17 protein-coding genes are annotated in these 21,037 nt (G+C 62.9%); 6 read left to right on the plus strand and 11 right to left on the minus strand.

Annotated features, from left to right (window positions below):
• Positions 1-240 precede the first annotated feature (240 nt).
• Entirely contained in the window at positions 241-1,008 is a 768-nt protein-coding gene (locus GJ700_RS09775; protein ID WP_154373117.1) for a thioesterase II family protein, read from the plus strand.
• Between the two features lie 22 nt (positions 1,009-1,030).
• Here GJ700_RS09775 and GJ700_RS09780 read toward each other — a convergent pair whose 3' ends face one another.
• The 3 genes from GJ700_RS09780 to GJ700_RS09790 form a co-directional block, all read right to left on the minus strand.
• Complete coding sequence (locus GJ700_RS09780) at positions 1,031-2,710, minus strand: cyclic peptide export ABC transporter (protein WP_154373119.1); 1,680 nt, start codon at positions 2,708-2,710, stop codon at positions 1,031-1,033.
• A 4-nt stretch (positions 2,711-2,714) separates the two neighbouring features.
• A complete protein-coding gene (locus tag GJ700_RS09785) occupies positions 2,715-5,168 on the minus strand; it encodes a penicillin acylase family protein (RefSeq protein WP_154373121.1) in 2,454 nt (817 codons plus the stop codon).
• A 350-nt stretch (positions 5,169-5,518) separates the two neighbouring features.
• Positions 5,519-6,025 carry a DUF1003 domain-containing protein gene (locus GJ700_RS09790; protein ID WP_154373124.1) on the minus strand — a complete coding sequence of 169 codons (507 nt, stop codon included), beginning with the start codon at positions 6,023-6,025 and terminating at the stop codon, positions 5,519-5,521.
• A gap of 48 nt (positions 6,026-6,073) precedes the next feature.
• Between GJ700_RS09790 and GJ700_RS09795 the strand changes: the two genes are divergently transcribed.
• Positions 6,074-6,352: a hypothetical protein gene (locus tag GJ700_RS09795; RefSeq protein ID WP_154373126.1), complete on the plus strand. Its 279-nt coding sequence runs from the start codon at positions 6,074-6,076 to the stop codon at positions 6,350-6,352.
• A gap of 68 nt (positions 6,353-6,420) precedes the next feature.
• Here GJ700_RS09795 and GJ700_RS09800 read toward each other — a convergent pair whose 3' ends face one another.
• The 3 genes from GJ700_RS09800 to GJ700_RS09810 are packed head-to-tail and all read right to left on the minus strand — an operon-like array spanning position 6,421 to position 8,344.
• On the minus strand, positions 6,421-7,464 hold the full coding sequence (locus tag GJ700_RS09800) for a CaiB/BaiF CoA transferase family protein (protein WP_154373129.1): 1,044 nt from the start codon (positions 7,462-7,464) through the stop codon (positions 6,421-6,423).
• Between the two features lie 12 nt (positions 7,465-7,476).
• The gene (locus GJ700_RS09805; protein WP_154373131.1) at positions 7,477-7,896 is read right to left on the minus strand and encodes a MaoC family dehydratase; all 420 of its coding nucleotides are present in this window, start codon (positions 7,894-7,896) and stop codon (positions 7,477-7,479) included.
• Positions 7,897-7,906: 10 nt separating this feature from the next.
• Positions 7,907-8,344 (minus strand): MaoC family dehydratase N-terminal domain-containing protein, encoded by a 438-nt coding sequence (locus GJ700_RS09810; RefSeq protein WP_154373133.1) that lies wholly within the window; start codon positions 8,342-8,344, stop codon positions 7,907-7,909.
• Between the two features lie 141 nt (positions 8,345-8,485).
• Between GJ700_RS09810 and GJ700_RS09815 the strand changes: the two genes are divergently transcribed.
• Positions 8,486-9,514, plus strand: a complete 1,029-nt coding sequence (locus tag GJ700_RS09815; protein WP_154373135.1) for an AraC family transcriptional regulator — start codon at positions 8,486-8,488, stop codon at positions 9,512-9,514.
• A 116-nt stretch (positions 9,515-9,630) separates the two neighbouring features.
• A complete protein-coding gene (locus GJ700_RS09820; RefSeq protein ID WP_154373137.1) occupies positions 9,631-10,071 on the plus strand; it encodes an FKBP-type peptidyl-prolyl cis-trans isomerase in 441 nt (146 codons plus the stop codon).
• 13 nt (positions 10,072-10,084) lie between these two features.
• Here the strand turns inward: GJ700_RS09820 and GJ700_RS09825 are convergent, their stop codons facing one another.
• A complete protein-coding gene (locus GJ700_RS09825) occupies positions 10,085-11,698 on the minus strand; it encodes an alpha-amylase family glycosyl hydrolase (protein WP_154373139.1) in 1,614 nt (537 codons plus the stop codon).
• 205 nt (positions 11,699-11,903) lie between these two features.
• Here GJ700_RS09825 and GJ700_RS09830 point away from each other — a divergent pair, with 205 nt between their 5' ends.
• Positions 11,904-12,485, plus strand: a complete 582-nt coding sequence (locus GJ700_RS09830; protein ID WP_154373141.1) for a malonic semialdehyde reductase — start codon at positions 11,904-11,906, stop codon at positions 12,483-12,485.
• A 47-nt stretch (positions 12,486-12,532) separates the two neighbouring features.
• On the opposite strand, the gene GJ700_RS09835 is transcribed toward GJ700_RS09830, so the two are convergent.
• Positions 12,533-14,536, minus strand: a complete 2,004-nt coding sequence (locus GJ700_RS09835; RefSeq protein WP_154373143.1) for a methyl-accepting chemotaxis protein — start codon at positions 14,534-14,536, stop codon at positions 12,533-12,535.
• 1,004 nt (positions 14,537-15,540) lie between these two features.
• Between GJ700_RS09835 and GJ700_RS36065 the strand changes: the two genes are divergently transcribed.
• Positions 15,541-17,223, plus strand: coding sequence for a methyl-accepting chemotaxis protein (locus GJ700_RS36065; RefSeq protein WP_154373145.1), 1,683 nt, complete (start codon positions 15,541-15,543; stop codon positions 17,221-17,223).
• 220 nt (positions 17,224-17,443) lie between these two features.
• On the opposite strand, the gene GJ700_RS09845 is transcribed toward GJ700_RS36065, so the two are convergent.
• From GJ700_RS09845 to GJ700_RS09855, 3 genes are read right to left on the minus strand one after another with little or no spacing between them, the layout of a single operon-like run.
• Positions 17,444-18,109 carry a PEP-CTERM sorting domain-containing protein gene (locus tag GJ700_RS09845; protein WP_154373147.1) on the minus strand — a complete coding sequence of 222 codons (666 nt, stop codon included), beginning with the start codon at positions 18,107-18,109 and terminating at the stop codon, positions 17,444-17,446.
• A gap of 19 nt (positions 18,110-18,128) precedes the next feature.
• Positions 18,129-19,877, minus strand: coding sequence for a hypothetical protein (locus GJ700_RS09850; RefSeq protein ID WP_154373149.1), 1,749 nt, complete (start codon positions 19,875-19,877; stop codon positions 18,129-18,131).
• Positions 19,878-19,898: 21 nt separating this feature from the next.
• Positions 19,899-20,933: a hypothetical protein gene (locus GJ700_RS09855; RefSeq protein WP_154373151.1), complete on the minus strand. Its 1,035-nt coding sequence runs from the start codon at positions 20,931-20,933 to the stop codon at positions 19,899-19,901.
• Positions 20,934-21,037 lie beyond the last annotated feature (104 nt).

Raw genomic sequence — 21,037 nt, forward strand, 5'->3', positions numbered from 1 at the left:
TTTATAAAATTGAAATCTTTCCAAATCGGCGTGGCGGCTTATCTTCAGCGAGTTGATGTCTATTCGTCAAGGTTCCATAAGGGAATTCTTTTAAAAAAAATGTAAGTGTTGCGTATAGTTATCAAAAAGATGAGACATTAAAAATTGGCAAGTATGTCGAATTGCCAAGTGCCATAGACAGGCCTACAATTCGGCCGGCTGCCGTACCGCGCGGCGGTATTCCATTGCAAGGAGTTTCGTTTGGCCTCTCCCAAAATGCTGTCGCCATGGCTGATTTCGCTTAGCGAATTGCGTGACGATGAACCTGTCATCGTGCTGTTGCCCCATGCGGGGGCCGGAGCGTCTTCGTATTTCCGCTTTGCGCAACAAATCACCACAGCGCGCCCGCTCATCGTGCAACTGCCGGGGCGGGAAAACCGGATGAATGCTCCGCTGATGACGGATCTGCGCGCCTGTGCCGGTACGATCCTGGCCGAACTCAATCGTTGCCTTGCCGGCCATCGCGAGGTGCTGCTGTTCGGGCACAGCCTGGGGGCGCTGATGGCGTATGAAGTCGCCCGGCGCTATTGCGAAGCCGCGCAGGCGTCTTTCACGCTGCGGCATGTCTTCCTGTCCGGGCGCGGCGCGCCCCATGCCCAGGGCCGCCTGAGCGCAATTCACGACTTGCCGGATGCGCAGTTCTGGGAAGAGGTCAGGTCGCTGGGCGGCATGCCGGACGCGCTCTTGTCGTCACCGGAACTCAAGCAGCTGGTGGCGCCCATCCTGCGCGCCGACTTGCAGATGAACCACGATTACGCGTTCGCGGGCGAGGCGCCGTTGCCCTTGCCGTTCACGGTGTTGTATGGCAAGCAGGACCACTGTGCACCGCAAGCGGATGTCGCGCGCTGGCAAGACCTGACCACGGCCGGCTATGCCAGCCATGGATTCGATGGCGACCATTTCTTTTTGTTCAGCCGCCAGTCCGACGTGATTCAAGTGCTTGGCGCAACGCACGCGCTGGCGGTTTGAGCGGCGCACGGCCGCGTTAGCGTCAGGCCCGGCGTTGTGCTGGTACGGCGCAGGTGGTTAGCGTGCCGCTTTCCATGACCAGGATCTGGTCGGCGACATTGAAATACCGGTCGTCGTGGCTGATCACGATCACGGTCTTGCCCCTGGCTTTCAAGTCCGGCAGCACCGAGCGGTAGAACACATCCTTGAACGCGGGGTCCTGGTCGGCCGCCCATTCGTCGAACAGGTAGATATCCTTGTCGTCGAGGAAGGCAACCAGCAGGGCGAGGCGGCGCTTTTGTCCGTCCGACAATTTGGTGGTGGAAAAGCGCCCATCCATGATGCTGACCTTGCTGGCTAACTTGAGTTCATCGAGGTAGCGCCCGATCTCTTGCCGCCTTTCTTCATGCTGTTCGATCAGCAGGCGGTCGAACAGGAAATAGTCCGAATAAATGGCGGAAATGGCCTGGCGGTAGCTCTTGATGTTCGATTTGTCGATGCGTACGCCACCGAAGCGGATATCGCCCGTGTCCGGCAACTGATGCAGGGTCAGCAGCTTGGCGAGCGTGGATTTGCCGGAACCGTTGCCACCCACGATAAAGGTGATGCTGGCTTTGGGTATCGTGAAATCGACCGGGCCGATCTGGAAGCCTTCGCTTGCATCGGCCGCCTGGTGCCGGTATGCCACCCGGTTGAATGATATGTCGTTCCAGGGGGCTGGTTCGGTGACGGCGTGGTTGATGTCCTCCGGCGGCAGGGCATCGAACACGGCATTGAATTTACGCAGCGACACGCGCGATACCGTGATCATTGAGATGGCATTCATCACCACGCCGAGTGGTCCTGCCAGGTAGAGCAGCACCATGACCGTGCCGACCAGCTGTTCCCTGGTAGCCTTGACGTAATTGGCCAGCACGAAGGTGACGCTGCCGATGACGAGGAAGCTGATCATGTCGCCAAAGCTGGTGGCCAGGCGGATGACGCTGGCCGCCTTCTTGTCGGAGCGGCGCACCGCATCTTCGTTGACCAGCAGGAGATCGTCGTGGAACACACGGCTTTTCCGTGCGTTGAGTTTCAAATCCTTGGCGCCGAAAATCAGGCCCCGGATCGATTCCTGCAATTCGTCCATCTTTTTCCGCGAATGCTCGAAGTGCCGGCGGCTGATACGCATCAGCGATTGATATACCACCACGCCGAACACCATGGCTTCGATGATGAATTTCAGGAAGCTGGCGTTCAGGTAGGCGAGAAAGCCCAGCAAGCCCAGGATCGTCACGCTGGCCACCAGCAGTTCGGGAATGACCCTGACCCCGTCGACGATGCGGGCAATGTCCGTGGTGATCGCGGTGTTGACGCGGGACATGCCGACCTTTTCCAGCGCATCGACCGAGGTGTCGGTGATGCGCTGGTAAAAACTGCTGCGGATGCTGGTCGTCAGGTCGAGCGAGACGTGCGCCAGCATGACCTGCGACAAGCCTTTGGTGCACATGATGAATAGGCACAGGAACAGGAACAGCTGCGCGAATTTAAACTGGCGCACCTCCAGCCCCAGCAGGGTGCGCGTGCTGGAATGCAATTCTTCGAGCATGTCCGGCGGGCCGCCGATCGCACTGGTGACCAGCGGTATCAGCAACGCATAGGCGATGCCGGAAACGATGCCCAGCAGGATGGACAGGAACACTTTGTTCGGCGCTTGCCGGCTGAATAATTCGAACAGACTCAAGGCATTACTCCCGCGGTGATTGGGCGGAACCCGGACGCGCTGGCGTCAGCACCAGTTCATCGACCGTGGCGCGGCGCGTTTCATCCAGATACTGGCCGGCATGGAATGACTGCACCATGTCGTCGTAGTGGGTGCTGAATACATTGCCGGACTGGCCGGTCGGATTGATGTAACGGTGCACCACGTCGCGCGCGCTGAATCCGATAATTTGCCGGAAACTGGCGCCAAACGTCTGCTCGTAGCCCTCGGCTTCCCTGAAGGCGGTGTTCGATACGTCCACGGTATCCGGTCCGCCACCTCGTGCGACGCGTTTTTCGAACAGCCATTTGGCGAACTTGACGTCGCTGAACGGCCGGTGCGCATAGACGGCGTGGTGGATCTTGCCCCATGCCCAGCCATCCATATCCGATCCGGCCAGTTTGTCCAGGTCGGCGATCGCCGTGTCCAGCGCCCGGCGCACGATGGCATCGCAGGAGCGCGGCCCGGTACGGTCATGCGTACACCACACGGCATTGCCGGGTGCCAGTGCATCGGCCAGCCGGCCATGGCTGATGCCCATGTAGGCGCCTTTGAGCAAGTCCGTTTCGCGTTCGCGTCCCAGCGGCGCCTTGAACAATTCACCATACAGCTCCGTGCGCAGCCGGCGCGACCAGGTCATGAAGATCGACGCGGCCGGGCTGCCGGCGGCCATGTTGCCATCCCATCGCGCCACATGCGCCTGCGCCTGCCGTTGGCGTTCGGTTGCCATCGGTGTCGAGCGCAGAATGGCGACCAGGCGCGCCGCGTCGAAGCTGACCGTATCGATCTGCATCGATTCCAGGTCACGTTGGGTGAGCGGCTTGCCTTGTTGCACCTTGGACTTGATCAGTTGGTCAATCCGGTTGGCGCGGGCAGGGGGCGCCCAATCGCTGGAAATGAAATAGGGATAGCTGTCGTCGACCACGCGGTTGTTGGCCGAGACGATGTAGCCCTTGTCGGGATTGAAGCTGCGCGGCAACGCTTCGAACGGGATATAGCCGGTCCAGCGGCTGTCGCCTGCGCCGCCGTCGAGCGGTACCTGGCCCTGGCCGGCGGCCCGTACCGGGATCTTGCCTGCGCCGAGGTAGCCAATGTTGCCCTGTTTGTCCACATACAGGAAATTCAGGGCCGGCGCGGCGTGATGGCGCAGCGCCGCATTGAAGCTGTGCCAGCCGGTGGCGTAATTGAGCCGGTAAAACGCTTCGTAGCTGGTGTCGCCCGGATCCAGCGCGGTCCAGCGCAGCGAAACCGGCTGGTCGGACAGGCCGAATGCATCGCTCACCACCGGGCCGCGCACCGTATGCCGGACCTCGACTTGCACCGGCTTGAGCTCTTCACGCAGCGCGACCGGGAAGTCGGGACGTACACGGATTTCATGGCGCCGGATGGCAAATTCACGCCACGCGCCGTCGTGCCAGTACTGGCGCGGGTTGGCGGGATTAATCCGTTCGAAGTACAGGTCCTGTACGTCGGCCATCATGTTGGTACCGCCCCATGCGATGTCCTGGTTGCGGCCGAAAATCACCACGGGCAATCCGACGATGGTCATGCCGGACGCATGGAGATGGTCGCCCTGCAGGCCGGCGATGTACCACAACGATGGAATCTGGAGGCCGAGATGGGGGTCGTTGGCGAGGTAAGCGCGGCCATCGTCGGTCAATTTGCCCGAGACGACCCAGGCATTGCTGCCGACAAATTGCCCGCCGATCTGCAATTGTTGTTCGAGCTGCTGTTTTTGACCGAGCAGGGCGTGCAGGGCCGCCATGCCGTCGTTGCGTTCAGGCCCGGACGCCGTCACCGGCGAAGACCGGTCTGGCGTGCCGAACAGTGCCGTTTCGCGCGCTTCCGTCAGATAAGGTTTGGCAAGCAGCCGGGTGATTTCGCTGCCCATATTGTTCGCCAGGCTGAGCGCGAAGACCTTGCTCCAGGCCAGCGAGTCGAGCTCGGTCCATGGCTCGGGGCGAATGCCCAGGACATTGAATTCGATCGGCAGGCTTGTGCTTGCGGCCATAAAGGCGTTGATCCCGGCGCGGTAGGCCGTCAGCGATGCGCGCGCTTCCGGCGCCAACGCTTCCCAGTCGGTGCGGGCCGCGGCGTACAGGTCCAGCGTGCGCATCTGGGCGTCAAGCCGCAGCGTGTCGCGGCCCAGGACTTCACTCAGGCGGCCCTGCGCCAGGCGGCGCTGCAGTTCCAGTTGCCATAACCGGTCCTGGGCATGCGCGTAACCGATGCCGAAGAACACGTCATTATCGTGCGGGGACGCGATCTGTGCGATACCGTACTGGTCGCGGCGAATGCGGACCTCGCCACCGATGCCCTGTACAGTGAGGCCGCCACGCAGCGCGGGCAGGCCGCCCCCCCAGGTTGAACCAAAATAGACAGCCGCGGCGGCTAGCAGCAGACCGAAAAGCGCCGCAAATCTCAGCAGTAAGTTTCGCATCGTTGTATGGTGGAGGCGCTTCCCCCCTTGATCCGACAGGGCGCATTGCGCCTATGCTTGCCGCAGGTGGCAAGAACCGATGCATGCAAAATTGATCTATACATATCAAGAACGCAGCGCGCGAATTGTACGCGATTGGCAAGAAATGTTGTCATTTCTTTTAACAACATATCGCGCTCATTTCAGCATCCCGGCGCTGCGCGAGCGCCGGCGCCAGCGGCCTGGCGATCGGTAAGCTGAAGCGGCCCGCCGGATGATCGATCGATGGTCATGCTGCGCGACAGTCATGGTCCTGGCAGAGAAACGGCCGCGCCACGCCACATGCGCCGGGCAAGCCAGGCGCCACCTGTTCACTGCCGCTGCTTGTCCTGCAGAATATGCGCATGTAACTCAACGGTCAGCGTCTCGATCCGCGCCGCCATTGACCGGGTCATTTCAGTCAGCTCCGTGTTCTGCCGCAGCAGTTCCAGCATTTGCGCTGATTGCCGAGCGGATCCCAGTGCGATGGCTTCGCGGTGCTTGGCGTCGGCATCGGCATGCGCCTTGTCGCGCTCCGCCTGGCGGGTTTGCGCCAGCAGGATCAGCGGCGCCGCATAGGCGGCCTGCAGGCTGAATGCCAGGTTCAACAGGATGAACGGGTACAGGTCGAAATGGGCAAATCCCAGCACATTGGCAACGACCCACAGCGTGACGATCACACTCTGCAAGACCAGGAACAGCGGTGTGCCGAAAAAGCGTGCGAATGCTTCCGCCCGCAGGCCGAATTTGTCGCCGCCAAACGCCTTGGCCAAATGTTCGTGCTGACGATGGAAACGCAGGTGGTCGACCGGCGGTGCTGGAGGTGCTGGTGTTTCCATGGGAACTCCCGGATGATCAGGTCGGCGGAATTGTACTGCACCGCGCGCATGCTGAAGCGTGCCGGCCGGAAGCGTTCAAACTTTATCGTACTGAAAACACTGGATGACAGCGAAAGCCGCAGCCGTTTTTGCATGTGCCGCCGCCATCCGGTCGAACAAGTCCCGGGCCAGCAGGCTGTAGACTTCGACTTTGACGCATTGACTCAGCTCGTACGCGACTTCCTGCTCCTCGGCAAGCGCAACCGCAAACTCGCGATAGGCCGCCGCGCCTTCCTGCCGATAGATCGACATCGCATCCCCCATAATTCAAAAGGCATCAGCGCATGATATAGGAGTTATGCGGGACGGAGCGCCAGCATTGGCGAGGACACGGAGTGCATCCACGGCCCAGCTTGCTATTGCCCGGGCGTTGCCAGCGGCGTGATGCGCGGCGCGGGGCGGGCGCCGCCCGTGCCGGCAAACACGCCACGGGCCGAGTTGTGCGCGTGCCGGCGCGCCTCGTCCACCGACAGCACGGGCGCGTAGCAGACATCGGTGCCTTCCAGCAGGGTATCCCAGTGGCTGCGCGGCCGCGTCAGGAACAGCGTGGTGAAACGCTGCTTCAGCGCCGGCCAGGCGGTGGTGTCGTATTGCTGTTTCGGATCGACGTCGGGCAGGTCCAGCTTTTGCAGCAGCAGCGCATAGAATTGCGGCTCCAGCGCTCCCACGGTGATCCACCGGCCATCGGCGCAGCGGTAGCTGTCGTAGAACGGCGAATCGTGGAAGGGACTGGGCTGACTTCCGTTCAATTGGCCGCCCTGGACAATCATCTGCGCAATTCCGCCCAGCATGGCCACCACGTCGACGATGGCGCTGTCCACCACGCTGCCCCGGCCGGTGGCGCGGGCATGCAGCACGGCCGACACCAGGCCGAACGCCAGCCCCAGCGCACCGCCGGCGTCGCCCAGGACAGTGGGCGGCGCCATCGGCTTTTGTCCTTCCGCCAGGCCCAGCGACAGCATGCCGGACAAGGCCAGGTAATTGAGATCGTGGCCGGCCGCCTGCGCCAGCGGCCCGTCCTGGCCCCAGCCCGTCATGCGGCCATACACCAGGCGCGGATTGCGCGCGGCGCACGGTTGCGGCCCCAGGCCCAGGCGCTCCATCACGCCGGGCCGGTTGCCTTCGATCAGCGCATCCGATTGCGCAATCAAGTCCAAAGCCTGTTGCACGTGCTGCGGGTTTTTCAAATCCAGCGGCACTTCCCGCTTGCCGGCGCGCAGCGGGTTGGGCCCATCGCCGCCCAGCGTTTCGGCCAGGCCGCCTTTTTGCGGCCGCGTAATCAAGGTCACGTCGGCGCCGAAGCCGGCCAGGATGCTGCCGCACAGGGGGCCCGGCCCGATGCCTTCGAATTCGACCACTTGTACGCCGGCCAGTGGTTTGACGGTTGCAGTGTTCAACATGCGTTGGCTCCCTTATGCCAGTGTGACGATCGCCTCGCCAACCACCTTGTTTTCGCCAAACTGGTTGGCGCATTGGATGGCGATTTTCACGCGCTGTTCGCCCGCTTCTTCCAGTTTTTCCAGTACCACGCCGGTGCACAGCGGCACATTGCCCAGGTGGGTGATGCCGGCAAAGCGCAGCGACAGCTTTCGGATGTGTTGCTGTGGCACCCAGTTCGTGACCAGGCGGCCCAGGTACGCAGCCGACAGCATACCGTGCGCGAAGACGTCCGGCATGCACGACTTGCGCGCGAAATCCTGGTCGATGTGAATCGGATTATGGTCGCCGGAGGCGCCCGCATACAGCGCCAGCGTGGCGCGGTTGATGGCGGGCAGGGGCAGGTCCGGCAAGCGGTCGCCCACGTTGAGGTCGTTGAAGTTCAAGGTCGTCATGGCGATCTCCTCAGCGCTGCACCAGCGTGCAGCGCAAGTCCGCCACGTGTTCGCCGTGCTGGTTGGTGACGCGGGTGGCATTGACGGCAAATTGCAGCGCGCCGCCTTTTTTCTCGAACACGTCGGCGACGCGGGTATCGAAGGTCAGCGTGTCGCCCGCATGGCACATCTTGTGGTAGGTGAATTCCTGCTCCGCGTGCAGCATGCGGCCCAGGTCGAATTGCAGCGTGTGCACCAGGTCCATCAGGTCGCGCCCTTCGCACTCCAGGCAAAACAGGAAGGTGGGCGGCACCGGCAGCGAGCGGTGACCCGCGTCGCGCGCGGCCGCTTCATCGACATAGACGGGATCGGTTTCGCCGATCGCCCTGGCAAAGGTGCGCAGGCGGCCTTTTTCCACTTCCACCGTGGTCACGCCCAGCGCGCGACCGATCAAGCTCTTGTCAGCCATGGTTGTCCTCTTGATTGAAGGTAGCGACAGTGTAGGAAGCGGGGACCGGCCCGGCAATGGCACGGCACATTAAAACGATGGCATTTGGCCTCATTCTTGGCGTACACTGCGTGGCATATCCACTCCGCCAGCGTTCCCGGCATGTCCCGACCACCCCCAATCCAGCCTGATACGGAACCGCTGCTGCGGTTTGAATTCGTACGCGGCATGCTGGCCGCGCTGCTGGCGCGCGGGCTGGACATTACGCCTTACCTGCAGCGCGCCGGCATTGCCGCCGATTCAATGGCGCAGGCCGATCCCCCGGGCGTGACCACGGGCCAGTACATTGCGCTGTTTTACGCGATCGCGCTGGATTTGCAGGATGAGGGATTGGCCATGTTTTCGCGCCCGTTCAAGCCGGGCAGCTTCGCGCTGGTGGCGCGGGTGGGGATGAGCGCGCCGGACTTGCGGGGCGCGCTGGTACGCATGGCGTCCACCGTCAATTTGCTGCAGGACGACTTGCAGTTCGCGTTGGCGGAGAACCGCACGGAGGCTGGATTGACGATGCGCTGGCTGCACGAAGGCCGCCACCCGCAACCCTTCCTGCTGCACACGCTGGTGCGCGTGTTCTGGCGCCTGGCCGTTTGGTTGACCAGCGGCGCGCTGCGCGTCGGACATTTCGATTTCGCCATGGCGGCGCCGGTCGACGCGGCGGAATACGCGGTGGCCTTTCCGGGCAAGCGCCATTACGGCCAGGCGGTGACGGGATTCTGGTTCGAGCTGGGCCAGTTGCAGTCGCCGGTGCTGCATGACGACATGGCCCTGCGCGCGTTCCTGTCCGATTCGTTTGGCCAGATCATCGCGCCGCCGCGCCTGCTGGGACAGGTCAGCCAGGAAGCGCGCAATGTCTTGTTGCGCGCCTATCCGGAGTGGCCGGACGTGCATGCGGTGGCCCGGCAGATGCACATGTCGCGCGCCACGTTGCAGCGGCAACTGGCGGGCGAGGGCAGCAGCCTGCAGCGCATCAAGGACCAGTTGCGGCGCGACCTGGCCATATCGCGCCTGTCGACGTCCGATACAGGCCTGGCGGCGATTGCCGCCGAACTGGGTTTTTCCGACAGCGGCTCGTTCCAGCGCGCGTTCAAGCAGTGGACCGGCAAGGCTTGCGGCGAGTACCGGCGCGCGCGCTGAGCTGGAAACACGTTGGCGCCAATGCCGGTCTCCTTTGCAGGCGGTAAAATGGCGGGTCTTGCGCCACGCCCTCGTGCGCCGGCTTTTCACATGCGCATTCCACAAGAAAGAAATCAATGAACCGACTGCTGTTTTCCTGCATGACCGCCCTGACACTGACCCTGGCCCTGGCCGGCTGCGAGCGTGCCAAGGCGCCTGTTTCCGCTGAAGCCGCCGCCGTCCCGCTGCAAAAGATCGATACCGTGCCCGGCACCGGCAAGGAAGCGGTTGGCGGCGTGACGGCCGTGGTCAATTACACGGGCTGGCTGTACGACCCGAAAGCGCCGCAGCAGCACGGCGCGCAATTCGATTCGTCGGTCGGTCGCTCGCCGTTCAGCTTTGCGCTGGGCGCCGGCCAGGTGATTCCCGGCTGGGACGAAGGCGTCAAGGGCATGAAAGTCGGCGGCAAACGCACCTTGATCGTGCCTGCCGCCATGGGCTACGGCAGCAGCGGCGCGGGCCCGATCCCGCCGAACGCCACCCTGATTTTCGACGTCGAGTTGCTGGACGTGCGCTAAGGCGCTCAGACGCTCAGGCGTCAGGCATCCCGATCATCCAGCCATACGGCGCCAGCGTGGCGCCATCCCCTTGCCAGCCCGACGCGTACAGCGGTTGCACGTGCGCCGGGGCGGCGTCGAACGTCACTTCCCGCGGCGACAGGTTGGCCAGCACCGTGATGGATTCGCCGGCGTCGCCGCGGGTAAAGCCGATGGCGCCCGGCGGCAAGGCGTCCACGAAGGCCGTGGCGCCGGTGCGCAGGACGGGGTGTTGGCGGCGCAGGCCGATCAGGGCCTGGTAATGCGCATACAGGCCGCCATCGAAGGCGTTCCAGTCGAGCCGGTAGGGTTCGAACAATACCTGCCAGCCGGTCCACGTCGGCTCGTCGAATTCCTGTCCCATCAGGATGTGCGGCACCCCGTCCATGGCCAGCAGCACGGCGGCGGCAGGACGATGGGCGGCGCGTCCCAGGAAAGCGGACGCGCGTCCTTGTTCCTTGTCTTCCAGCCAGCGCATGCGCAAGGCGCCGCGCGGGAAGCTGTACGTCGATTCGTTCCAGTAGCGTGCGAACGCGGCGTTGTCCGCAACGCCTTCCGCGCAGCGGCGCAGCATCTCGCGCGTGCCGCCCTCGTACGTCAGGTCGCACGCGGCCAGGTGGTGGAATTCGTCGTAGGACTGGGAAATCAGCGCGATATCCGGCCGCAGCGCCGCCAGGTCAGCCCGGATCTCGTCGAGGAAATCGCCGGGCGTGATGTCGGAATCGTCGAAGCGCAAGCCATCGAAACCGAAGCGTTCGAGCCAGCCGCGCATGCTGTCGATCAAGGTGCGCCGCAGCGTGCGATCCGTGAAATCAAAGCCGGCAAACTCATCGCGGTTGGGGACGGCGTAGTAAATGCCGCCGTCGGCGCGCCGCGTGTACCAGTGCGGATGCGTGCGCGTAAAAGGGTGGTCCACGCTGCTGCGGTTGAGCGTCCAATCCATGATCACGCGCAGGCCGCGCGCGTGCGCGGCGTCCACCAGCGCGCGCAGCGCCACCGCGTCGCCCAGGGCCGGGTCGATCGCATCGAAATCGCGCACCGCGTACGGGTCGCCCAGCGTGCCGCGCCGTCCTTCGATGCCGGCCGGGTGGAACGGCATGATCCACAGGATATCCGCGCCCAGTTCGGCGAGGTAGGGCAGTTTGGCGCGCACGCCATCGAAGTCGCCGCCGAAGGCGGGCACCGACAACTGGTAAATCACGCCATCGCGCAGCCAGTCCGGGCTGGCCAGCGCCGCGCGCGCATGCAGCGGGCCTGGCGCGGCGGCGCTGAGGCCATGCTGCCGCATCAGCACCGCGCCGCTTGCATCGACCGTCAGGCACGAATTGTTCTGGCCATCTTCCGAGATCCACGGGTTGGCGGGATCGGCAATCCAGTCCGTGCCGTCGATGACGAACTTGTACAGGTGCCGCCCGGCGGGTATCGGCAGCGTGGCTTGCCAGCGCGTGGCGGAGACGCGTTCCAGCATGCAGGCGTCGCCCACCCAGCTGTTGAAGGTGCCCGACAACGCCACGCTGCGGGTGCCAGGATTTGCATCGAAGATAAAACAGACGCCACCGGGCGTGGCATGCGGGAGCAGGGCAGGGTCGGCGGGGAATTGCAAATCCATGGCGCTGCTTTCAGTAGTGGTTGTTAATGTGTGTAATTTAACTACTTAAATGCATTAAAGTAAATATTTTTGCATAAATATACGCATGAATTCATCGGAAATTACGCTGCTGCCAGCCCGTGTGGTTGGGTAATTTAGTTACACGTCCGGTTCCGTGGCGCCCCGTGTACCATGAACACCCTCAAAACCTTTACTGGACAATGCGATGCTGAACGATACCGCCCTCGACACCCTGTTCTACCAGGCCCGCACCCACAATGGCTGGCAAGACCGCGACGTCACCGACGCCCAGCTGGCGCAGTTGTACGATTTGCTGAAATGGGCGCCGACGTCGGCCAACGGTTCTCCGGCCCGCTTCGTGTTCGTGAAGTCGAAAGAAGCCCGGGAAAAACTGGCGGCCTGCATGTCGCCCGGGAACCAGGCCAAGACGGCACAGGCGCCCGTCACCGTCATCATCGGCATGGACCTGGCGTTTTACGACAAGCTGCCGCAACTGTCGCCCGCCGTCGATGCGCGCGCGTGGTTCGTGGGCAATGACGAATTGATCCGGGCCACCGCCTTCCGCAATTCATCGCTGCAGGGCGCCTACCTGATCATGGCGGCGCGCGCCATGGGCCTCGATTGCGGTCCCATGTCCGGCTTCGACAACGCCAAAGTGGACGAGGCTTTCTTTGCCGGCACCACCGTCCAGTCCAACTTTGTGTGCAGCATCGGTTATGGCGATGTGGCCAAGGTGCGGCCGCGCGCGCCAAGGCTGGCTTTTGATGAGGCTTGCCGGATCGCCTGAGGCGTACCGGCCGCGCCGCTCAGGCCGGCGGCTGCGCAGGACCGGCGCTAGTGCACCCTGAAATTCGCGATTTCGTTCTGTAATTGTTCCGCTTGGCCTGAAAGCATGGTGGCGGCAGCTGCCGTTTCTTCGACCAGGCTGGCATTGGCCTGGGTGTTGCGGTCCAGTTCCTGGATCGCGGCAGCGGCTTGGAGCACGCCGCCAGCTTGTTCCCGCGATGCATCGGCGACGTCGGCGAGGTGAAGTTTGATCTTGCGTGCGTTTTCCACGATGTGTTGCATTGCCGCACCCGCCTCCCCGGCGACGGCTGTACCTTGGCTGACCTGGGCTACGCTTTCAGTGATTAAACCTTTGATTTCCGCCGCCGCAGTGGCGCTGCGCTGTGCCAGACTGCGTACTTCGCTGGCAACCACGGCAAATCCCCGGCCCTGTTCACCGGCCCGCGCTGCCTCGACCGCCGCATTCAAAGCCAGGATGTTGGTCTGGAAAGCTATTTCATTGATAACGCCTATGATGTGGCTGATTTTGACCGAATGGGCATCAATGTGGTTCATTGCGTCGACCACGCCGCTGATGATCTTCCCGCCCTCTTCGGCACTTTGTTCATTCTCGTGCGCAAAGCTGGCGGCGGACTCTATCTGATCCGTGTTCTGCGCCGCCACGGAGCCGATCTGCTCCATCGTGGCCGCCTGTTCTTCCAGCGCCGCGGCAGAGGCGGCGGTACGCTCGGATAAGTCCATGCTGGCACCGGTGATTTCAGCACTGGTTGCGTGCAGCGCATCGGCAGATCCATGCACCAGCTTGACCAGTCCGTGCAGTGCCGCGTAGGTTTGTTGCAGGTCCCGGATTACTATGGCGGGTTCGTCGTTGCCAAGCGGATCGGCGGGCGTGCGGCGAAGGTCACCGGTCGACATCTCTTTCAGATGTGCTGACACCAGGCGTAAGCCACCCAGTGTGGCGCGGTAGAAGCAGGCAAAGAAGTAGCCGGCAACGACCAAGATGACGCCTACCGCGATACCCATGCTGTACATGTATTGGCGCGAGCGATTCAGTCGGGCCTTGATCTGGAGATCCAATTCATCGATCAGTTGCCGTGCCAGGGCATAATTGTCGGCAAGGGCTATTTTTGCCGTGTCCCGCAATAGCAACGCGTTGCGCGGGTCGATGACATCCTGGTTGATCAAGTAATCGTTCGCATCGGCGAGGAAACGCTTCAGCGACGCGTCTGCGGTTTTCAAGGTATGCGCGATGCTATCGCTGCCGCGCGCAAACTTGATGTCTTCCTGTCGCTTCCCCACCGCGAACTCGATAATGTTGGCCGCTCTGTGGAACTGGCTGATCTCGAGTGGCGTCAGCGCCTGGCCACCGCGTAGTGCCAGCTCACCAAGCACCTGCATGCGCGCACTTTGTTCCAATAACTCTGGCAGGCGTTCAAATGAAGCCAACATCAGATAATACGTCGATTGCTCTGGATCCAGGGCAAGTTGCGACGTACGTGTGACGGTCGCGATGCTATCGAGGATCAATCGTATCCAACGGTCGTACAACAGCAAAGCTGGACCTGGTTGGGTCTCGGCCGCCGCCTTGGTCAAGCCTTCGCGGAGGTTCGCCGCCAGGTTGCCGGTTTCCAGTTCATGGCCAAATTGCTGTTCCAGTTCTGTAAGCCTGGCCAGTTGCCCTGCTATTTGGCTGGCCTGGGTGACCGCGGGCAGCGGCTTGCCGTTTTCCACGGCATGCAGCGCTTCATTGCGCAACACCTGGCTCTGCGCCAGCAATTCCAGCAAGGCGCGGTTATAAACGATCCCTTGCCGCTCGGCCTTGGCAACTTGTTGCTCCGTACTGGCGGCGGTCACGAACAAATACAGCAGATAGGCAATGGTCAACAGGAACAGGCCCGAGATCAGTATCGCCTTGCTGACGAAATTCACGTTGCGCATGAGATGCACACCGGGGCCGAATATGCCGTGGGCATCGTACAACGAAGTGGTGGGATGCCGTGGCGACGACGGCGTCAATACGAACAAGCTGCTGGGTTGCGGTACGTTGGACATGAGCCTCTTTAACTTATCTGGAAGCGGACTGGGCGGCCCTCTCCACCGTGGTGTTGGGGGGGATCGGTTGCCACAATTTGCGTGGAAGCGTTGCACTGGATCGGTCTTGCTGCAACGGCGCCATCGGGACTGTCTACTGCGGCTTTTGTTGTCGGTATTGTCGAAGTCCCGTTGTTGAGATGTATCACAGCAGTGTCTGATAGTGTGCTCTGGCGTTCGGCTGCACGCAGCCTCGCTAAATGGATTAACGGATGAGGGAATGGGCGCAGGAGTAAGGCGCGTGGTGAAACGGATGCCCGTTAAAGGCGACTTCGCTGAGGCGGGGATGAGGCGACAACGAAAGAGGGAATTTGCCTATCGCGCACTTGTGCAGTGCTCAATGGCAACCGATAGTACCAACACTATTGCTACCTGAAAATAGCAAGATGAAATTAACGCGTTTTGAATGAAATAATGCCGTTTTCGGGTGGTTTCGGGCAGTTAAGCCCGACGTCACCGTGCGCGAGTGTGAAAATAAAGATGCTTCGCTCGTGCGCCAGCCAAAACGACGCTGCGGCGAGAATAAATGATGAATTTAATAAATTTGATCAAAAACTGATCCATGTCATTAATTTTGGGAAATTTTTGTGCCACTATTTGTAACTAATAATAATTAAGCTGCACATCTATTTTGTAGCAATCCAGTGCAATTTCTGCCCGGACAGCTTTAATGACTACCCCATTCCCGTAGTCGCCGCTTCCCACCCGGCCTCGCCCCGCCGTCTCTAGCAATGGTGCTTTGCCCGCCGCGTCGGCGGCGTGCTTCAACAAAGGGAACGTTATGACAATCGACAGTGCAGCGGTGGTCGGCCGCCAACTCCTGGCCGTTCGGGCAGGTGAATATTTCTTTCACATCGATATTGAGCGGGACCAGGAACCGGGGAGCCTTGTTTCTTCCAACTGGCTGGTTGGGGGGCGGGCATATCTCCCGCCCCTGAAGCTTGCGGCCTGAAAGGAGAACCGACATGGCGTTCAAGAATTGGAAAATCCGCCGCAAGCTGGTGGTTGGCTTTGGCTTTGTCCTCACCTTGATGCTGGGTGTCGGCGGGGTCTCGTTATGGGCCATCAATGACCTCGTCACGCAGATTGACCTGGCGGCGATTGACTATCAGAAGACCCTGCAGTCGCAATTGGTCAAGGACGAATTGAACGAGACCGCGCGCAATATGTCTGATCTCCTGGTCTTTGACGAGCCGGCGGCGCGCGCCAGGGAAATTGCCAACATGGCTGAATCCACCGGCGTGATCAATGCAACATTGGGGAAAATAGAGGGCATGCTGCGGCTGGAAAAAGGCAGGGCCTTGCTGCGCGAGGTGCGTACGGCACGCACCCAGTTCCTGCCGCTGCGGGACCGCTTCGTTGATCTGGTCAAGGCGGACCAGCGGGAGGACGCGAAAGCACTGCTGATCAACGAGGTAAGCCCGGCGCAATTGCGCTATTTTGAGACGATACAGCGATTCATATCGCTCCAGGATGAGTTGATGGCGGGACACGCCGAGCATTCCAAACGTAAAGCGGACCTGACGCTGGTTGCGATTTCCATCCTGCTCGGCATAGCGGTTGTCGCCAGCACGCTCGCCATCGCAAAAATGATTGCTGGCGTGGTCACGCCGTTGACCGAAGCGGTTCAAGTGGCGAAGCGCGTCGCTGCCGGCGACCTGACCGCCGAAATTTCTGTCGGCAGCCATGATGAAACCGGCGAGATGCTGGCGGCATTGCAATCGATGAACGCGTCGCTGTTGAAGATCGTGCGCGAAGTGCGTGCCGGGACAGATTCGATCGCCACCGCCACCGAACAGATCGCAACCGGAAATCTCGACTTGTCATCCCGGACCGAACAGCAGGCCGGTACGCTGGAAGAAACGGCGTCGTCGATGGAAGAAATGACGTCGACCGTACGCCATAATGCCGAACATTTGCGCCACGCGGAGCGGCTGGCCAGCGCGGCAACCGATGTGGCGAGGGAAGGGGGGATCGTGGTCGAGCAAGTGGTCCAGACCATGGATGGCATTCATGCGGCATCGCAAAAGATTGTCGACATTATCGCCACCATCGACGCCATCGCTTTCCAAACCAACATCCTGGCGCTGAATGCCGCCGTTGAAGCGGCGCGGGCTGGCGAAGAGGGCCGCGGGTTTGCCGTGGTCGCAACGGAAGTGCGCAATCTCGCCCAGCGCTCCGCTGCGGCGGCGAAGGAAATCAAGAGCCTGATCGGCGAATCCGTGGACCAGGTGACGCGTGGCGCCGCGCTTGTCACGAATGCCGGAGACACCATGCGCTCGGTCGTGCACAGTGTGCAGCAGGTTAGCAGTGTCATGAGTGAGATCGCTGCGGCGGGCCGCGAGCAAGAGGCGGGGATCGAGCAGATCAACCATGCGGTAACCGAGATGGACACCGTGACGCAGCAAAACGCGGCACTGGTCGAGGAAGCGGCCGCCGCTGCGGATTCGCTGCGGGATCTGGCGACGAACCTGTCGGTGACGGTGGCGGTGTTCAATACCGGGATCGCGCCGGCTGCGGCGCAGGCCAGGCCGGCGGCGAAAGCCGTGCTGCATCTGGTCGGCGCCGGTACCGCCGGCGCGGCCAGTCCGGACGCGGGAAGCGGGACGCAGGCGCCGCCCCGGTTCGCTGATTGGGAAAGTTTTTAAGCGCCAGAGTCCCTGCCCGCGCCTGCGACAGATGGCGCGGGCATGTCCGCCACCTGCTCACTGTCGCTGCTTCATGCTGGCGATGGAAACGCCGGTGGGTCGACCGGCCGCAGCGGAGGTGGGGTCGTATCCATGGGAACTCCCGGGTTGTCAGGTGTCCGGAATTGTACTGCACAGTGCGCATCCTGCCGCGCCGGACGGACTCATGCGGTCGCGATTGTCATGTCACGGCCGTATTGAAGCGGGCTGATGCGCGGCGGCGCTTACCAATGACCGCAGCACATGCCAGTCCCAGTGGCAGCAATGCCAGCGTGCCGGGTTCGGGGACGCTCAGCTGGAGCATGGTGTCCGGCACATCGGGGAGGCGGTTGCCATCGCCATCGCCCAGTATGGCGGAGCTGGTGCGCACGGTGGTGACGCCCTCGGGAAGATTCGGGTTGTACGCATACAGGCCCACGGTGGCGAGGCGGAAGCTGTCCGCCTGTAAATCCGCCAGGTACGGGCCGGTGCAGAAGACGCAGCCGGCCGGGCTGGCTTCCAGCAGGGATACCGCGCTGAGATGCAGGATACCGGGCGCGGTCAGAACCATGGACGCCAGTGCTTCGCCGGCCGGCACGCCGCCCAGGCCCATGCCCCATCCGGCTGGCGGCGTATCGATTTTCTGGAACAGGTTCGGATCGAACAGCAGGTCCACTTCGAATGCCCCCAGTGTCCGGTTGAGGCCGGCAGGGCGCAAGCCGGTCAGGTTGACGTCGATAAACACGTCGTCAAATCTGTGGACGGTCAGGCCGGTGCGAGGGAACAGCGAGATGGCCAGTGCGTGCGCCGGCCGGATGGATGCGGCCAGGGTCAGGCACAAGGCTGCGGCGAATAGCATTTTTTTCATGGCAGGTTCTCCTCAGGAATCAACGGGCGCATTGGGGTTTGTTGCACAGCAGCGTCAGCTTGCGCGCATCGAGCACGGTGATGCGGCCATCGTGGTCCAGGTCGCGCGGATCGCCGCCGGCCGTGGCGTCGGTTCCCACTGCATTCAGGACCAGGTCGAGATCATTGCGGTCGATTGCCGAATCGCCGTCCAGGTCGCCCGGCGCGGCGGACGGCAGCGTATACGTGAGCGTCAATTCGGAATAATCGATCATGCTGTCGTCGCCGACGATCAGGTCGAGGCGGCCGCTGGCCAATACGCCGAGCAAGTTGCGGTAGACGTCCGGCCGCGGCGCCTGGGATCCGCCCGCCCCTCCCGTGCTGTCGCGCAGGCGCAGCGGGACCCTGGCAAGGTCGATGTGCACGTCGTAATCGACGCCCGCCACCGGTTCGAATCCAAGCAGGTCGCGCAGCGCAATATAGGGCAGGAACGGCTGCAGTCCGTCGCACTGCGCCAGGGGACCGCAGGGTTCGCGCTCCGCCTCGGTGGCCGACACGGAGTCGTTGTACAGGATGACGTCGTTTTTGACCAGGCTGCTGGTCCCGCGCAGGCGTATGGTCACCCTGGCGGCGGTGACGCGCGCCTGCGGGGGCAGCGCCAGCACGTGGGTCAGGCCGACCGGCCGGTCGGCGCCGCCCATATCGAGGCCGACGCCTGCGTGCTGGCCCAACTGGCCTGCAAAGTACGACAGCACACGCGCTACACGGGGTGACGCGGGTGCGCGGTCCGCCACGTCGCCGGGGTGATAGCCGTCGTCGTCGCCGACCCGGTTGTCCGTGAAGCGGCCGGCATCGCCGGACAGACCATGGAATCCCGTCAGGCCCTGTGCATCTTCGCAGGCGCCCAGGGCCGCTCCCATCGGCTGTTTGTCGTTCAGCGTGGCGTCCCAGAAACATTTGAAAACTTCTTCCGAACTGCCGATCGGCAGGCTGAGGTCGCCGCCGATATAGGTGCGCGCGCCGGCGCCCATGATGGCGGGCTCGAGCGGTGCGTTATGGACCTGGCAGGAGTTGAAATACAGCAGTTTGCCGGCCAGCGTGCCGGACGGCAGCGTGGTAAACCACTGGCTGGCCAGCATGCCGTCGGCAAGCTGGATCCCGTCGGGGTTGCCATGGCCGATATTACCCAGTGCCTTCAGGCGCGGCGCCAGCAGGTAATTGCGGATGTCCTGCACGCCGGCGTCACCGCCCACGGCCGTGTCGCAAACATAGCCGGCGGCGGCGCCGAGCTGGCAGCCACGCTGGACGCCAGCCACGGCGCTCGCGATGAAGTCGACCGGGGTCTCGAACAGCATGTCGGCGTCCTGCACCGTGAACGTGCCGGGCTCGAGATCGCTTTCCTGCTGCTGGTATGCAAGGTCGACTGCGCTCACCACATAGCCAGGGGACAGCGTGATGCGCGCAGTATCGGCCTGGGAAATATCGGCGCGCGCCAGGTAAACCACCAGGTGGCGCGGCATGCCGGTGGCGTCGAACCGGACGCGGATCCTGGCCAGCAGGTAAGGCGTGCTGCTGTCCGCCAGCAGCGTGGTGCGCACGATCTGTTCGACGCGCACGCGGTCCAGTGTGGCAAAGGCCGGGTTGCTCGACTGGAGAATTTCAATCCGCGCGCTTTCGTTGGCCGCCCGCAGGGGCGGCGCAAGTAGCAGGCTGGCCAGCAGCAGGCAGGCTGGCAGCAGGCAGCGCGGCATCCGCAATGCTAGGCGGGGAAATGGCATGGTGTGAGGCATGGCAGGCTCCTGTCGGGTGGGTCAATCGGTGGCTGGAGGGATGGCGGTCACTTCCGCGTGCGGACCGCGCAGGGAAAAACGGTAAGGCGCCGGTATCAGCAACGCCGCCTGGCGGTAGTAGTGGCGCGGGCCGGGCACTGCGGCCCCGTTCACGATGCTGGCCGGCCACAGCCGTTCACCGCCCGGCGCTTCGCGCAAGCCGATCAGGTAGACGGGGTGTAATTCGGCGGCGGGCGCCACGGCACTGCCGCGCACCTCCAACCGGAATGTGCGGCTTTCCAACGGCTGGAGCAGGGGGACTGCCAAGATGGCGGCATGGCCGGATGTCGCGCGCCGCCCGAAACCGTCGACGTGCGCGGTATTGCTGTAACCGGCTTCGCCCTCGACACGGTGGCCGGTGCTGCGAAACAGCGGCAGCGCGGCGGCGGCGCCCTGCACGGCCACGGTGTTGGTAAAACACAGCCTGAAGTGCACGTCATGCAGCGGACGGTCGCCGCTGTTGCGCAATTCAACCGCCATGTGTAATACGTGGACGCCGTTCTCGAACTGTGCCGTGTGGTGCGACTGGATTTGCAGCCCCAGCACTTGCTGCCGGCCCGGGCCCGTCAGCAAGCGTCCTGGCGGGCCGTAGTAATTGCTGTAGCCTGCCACCAGCCAGTGGCGGGCGGGAATGTCTTGCCGCCACAGGTAACCCGGTTCCGGCCCAGCCTGCCGCTGCGGATCGCCGGCGGGGACGACGGGCAGGCCGGCGATATCCTCATCGACACCGGCTGCCTGCAGCGACAGTTGCGGCGCGGCAGCGGGGCCGAAGGCGGGCCAGAACCTGCCCTGGCGGTCCAGTGCCGCAGGGACGGGCGAGGTAATGGTGATGCCGGCCTGGTGCTGGGCCGGATTGGCCACCGCCGTGGCATGGTGCAGCACCAGCGTAAAAGCACGGGTCTGTAACAGGTCGCGCTCGGCTGCCTGCGACGCGGCGGCGGGCCGCGTCATCAGAACCGCCAGCGCGGTCCAGGCGAGGCATGCGGCGCGGCACAGGAATGGGGGGCAGGGTGGCATGGCGGACTCCGTGTGGGAACGGATGCCGCAGTTTCCATGCCAGTGGTTCTTGAAGCTGATAAATCACGTACTTCACTGCACGCCGGCGCCGCTGCATGGGCTGA

The organism is Pseudoduganella rivuli (assembly GCF_009674485.1).
In the GTDB taxonomy this organism is placed as follows: domain Bacteria; phylum Pseudomonadota; class Gammaproteobacteria; order Burkholderiales; family Burkholderiaceae_D; genus Rugamonas; species Rugamonas rivuli_B.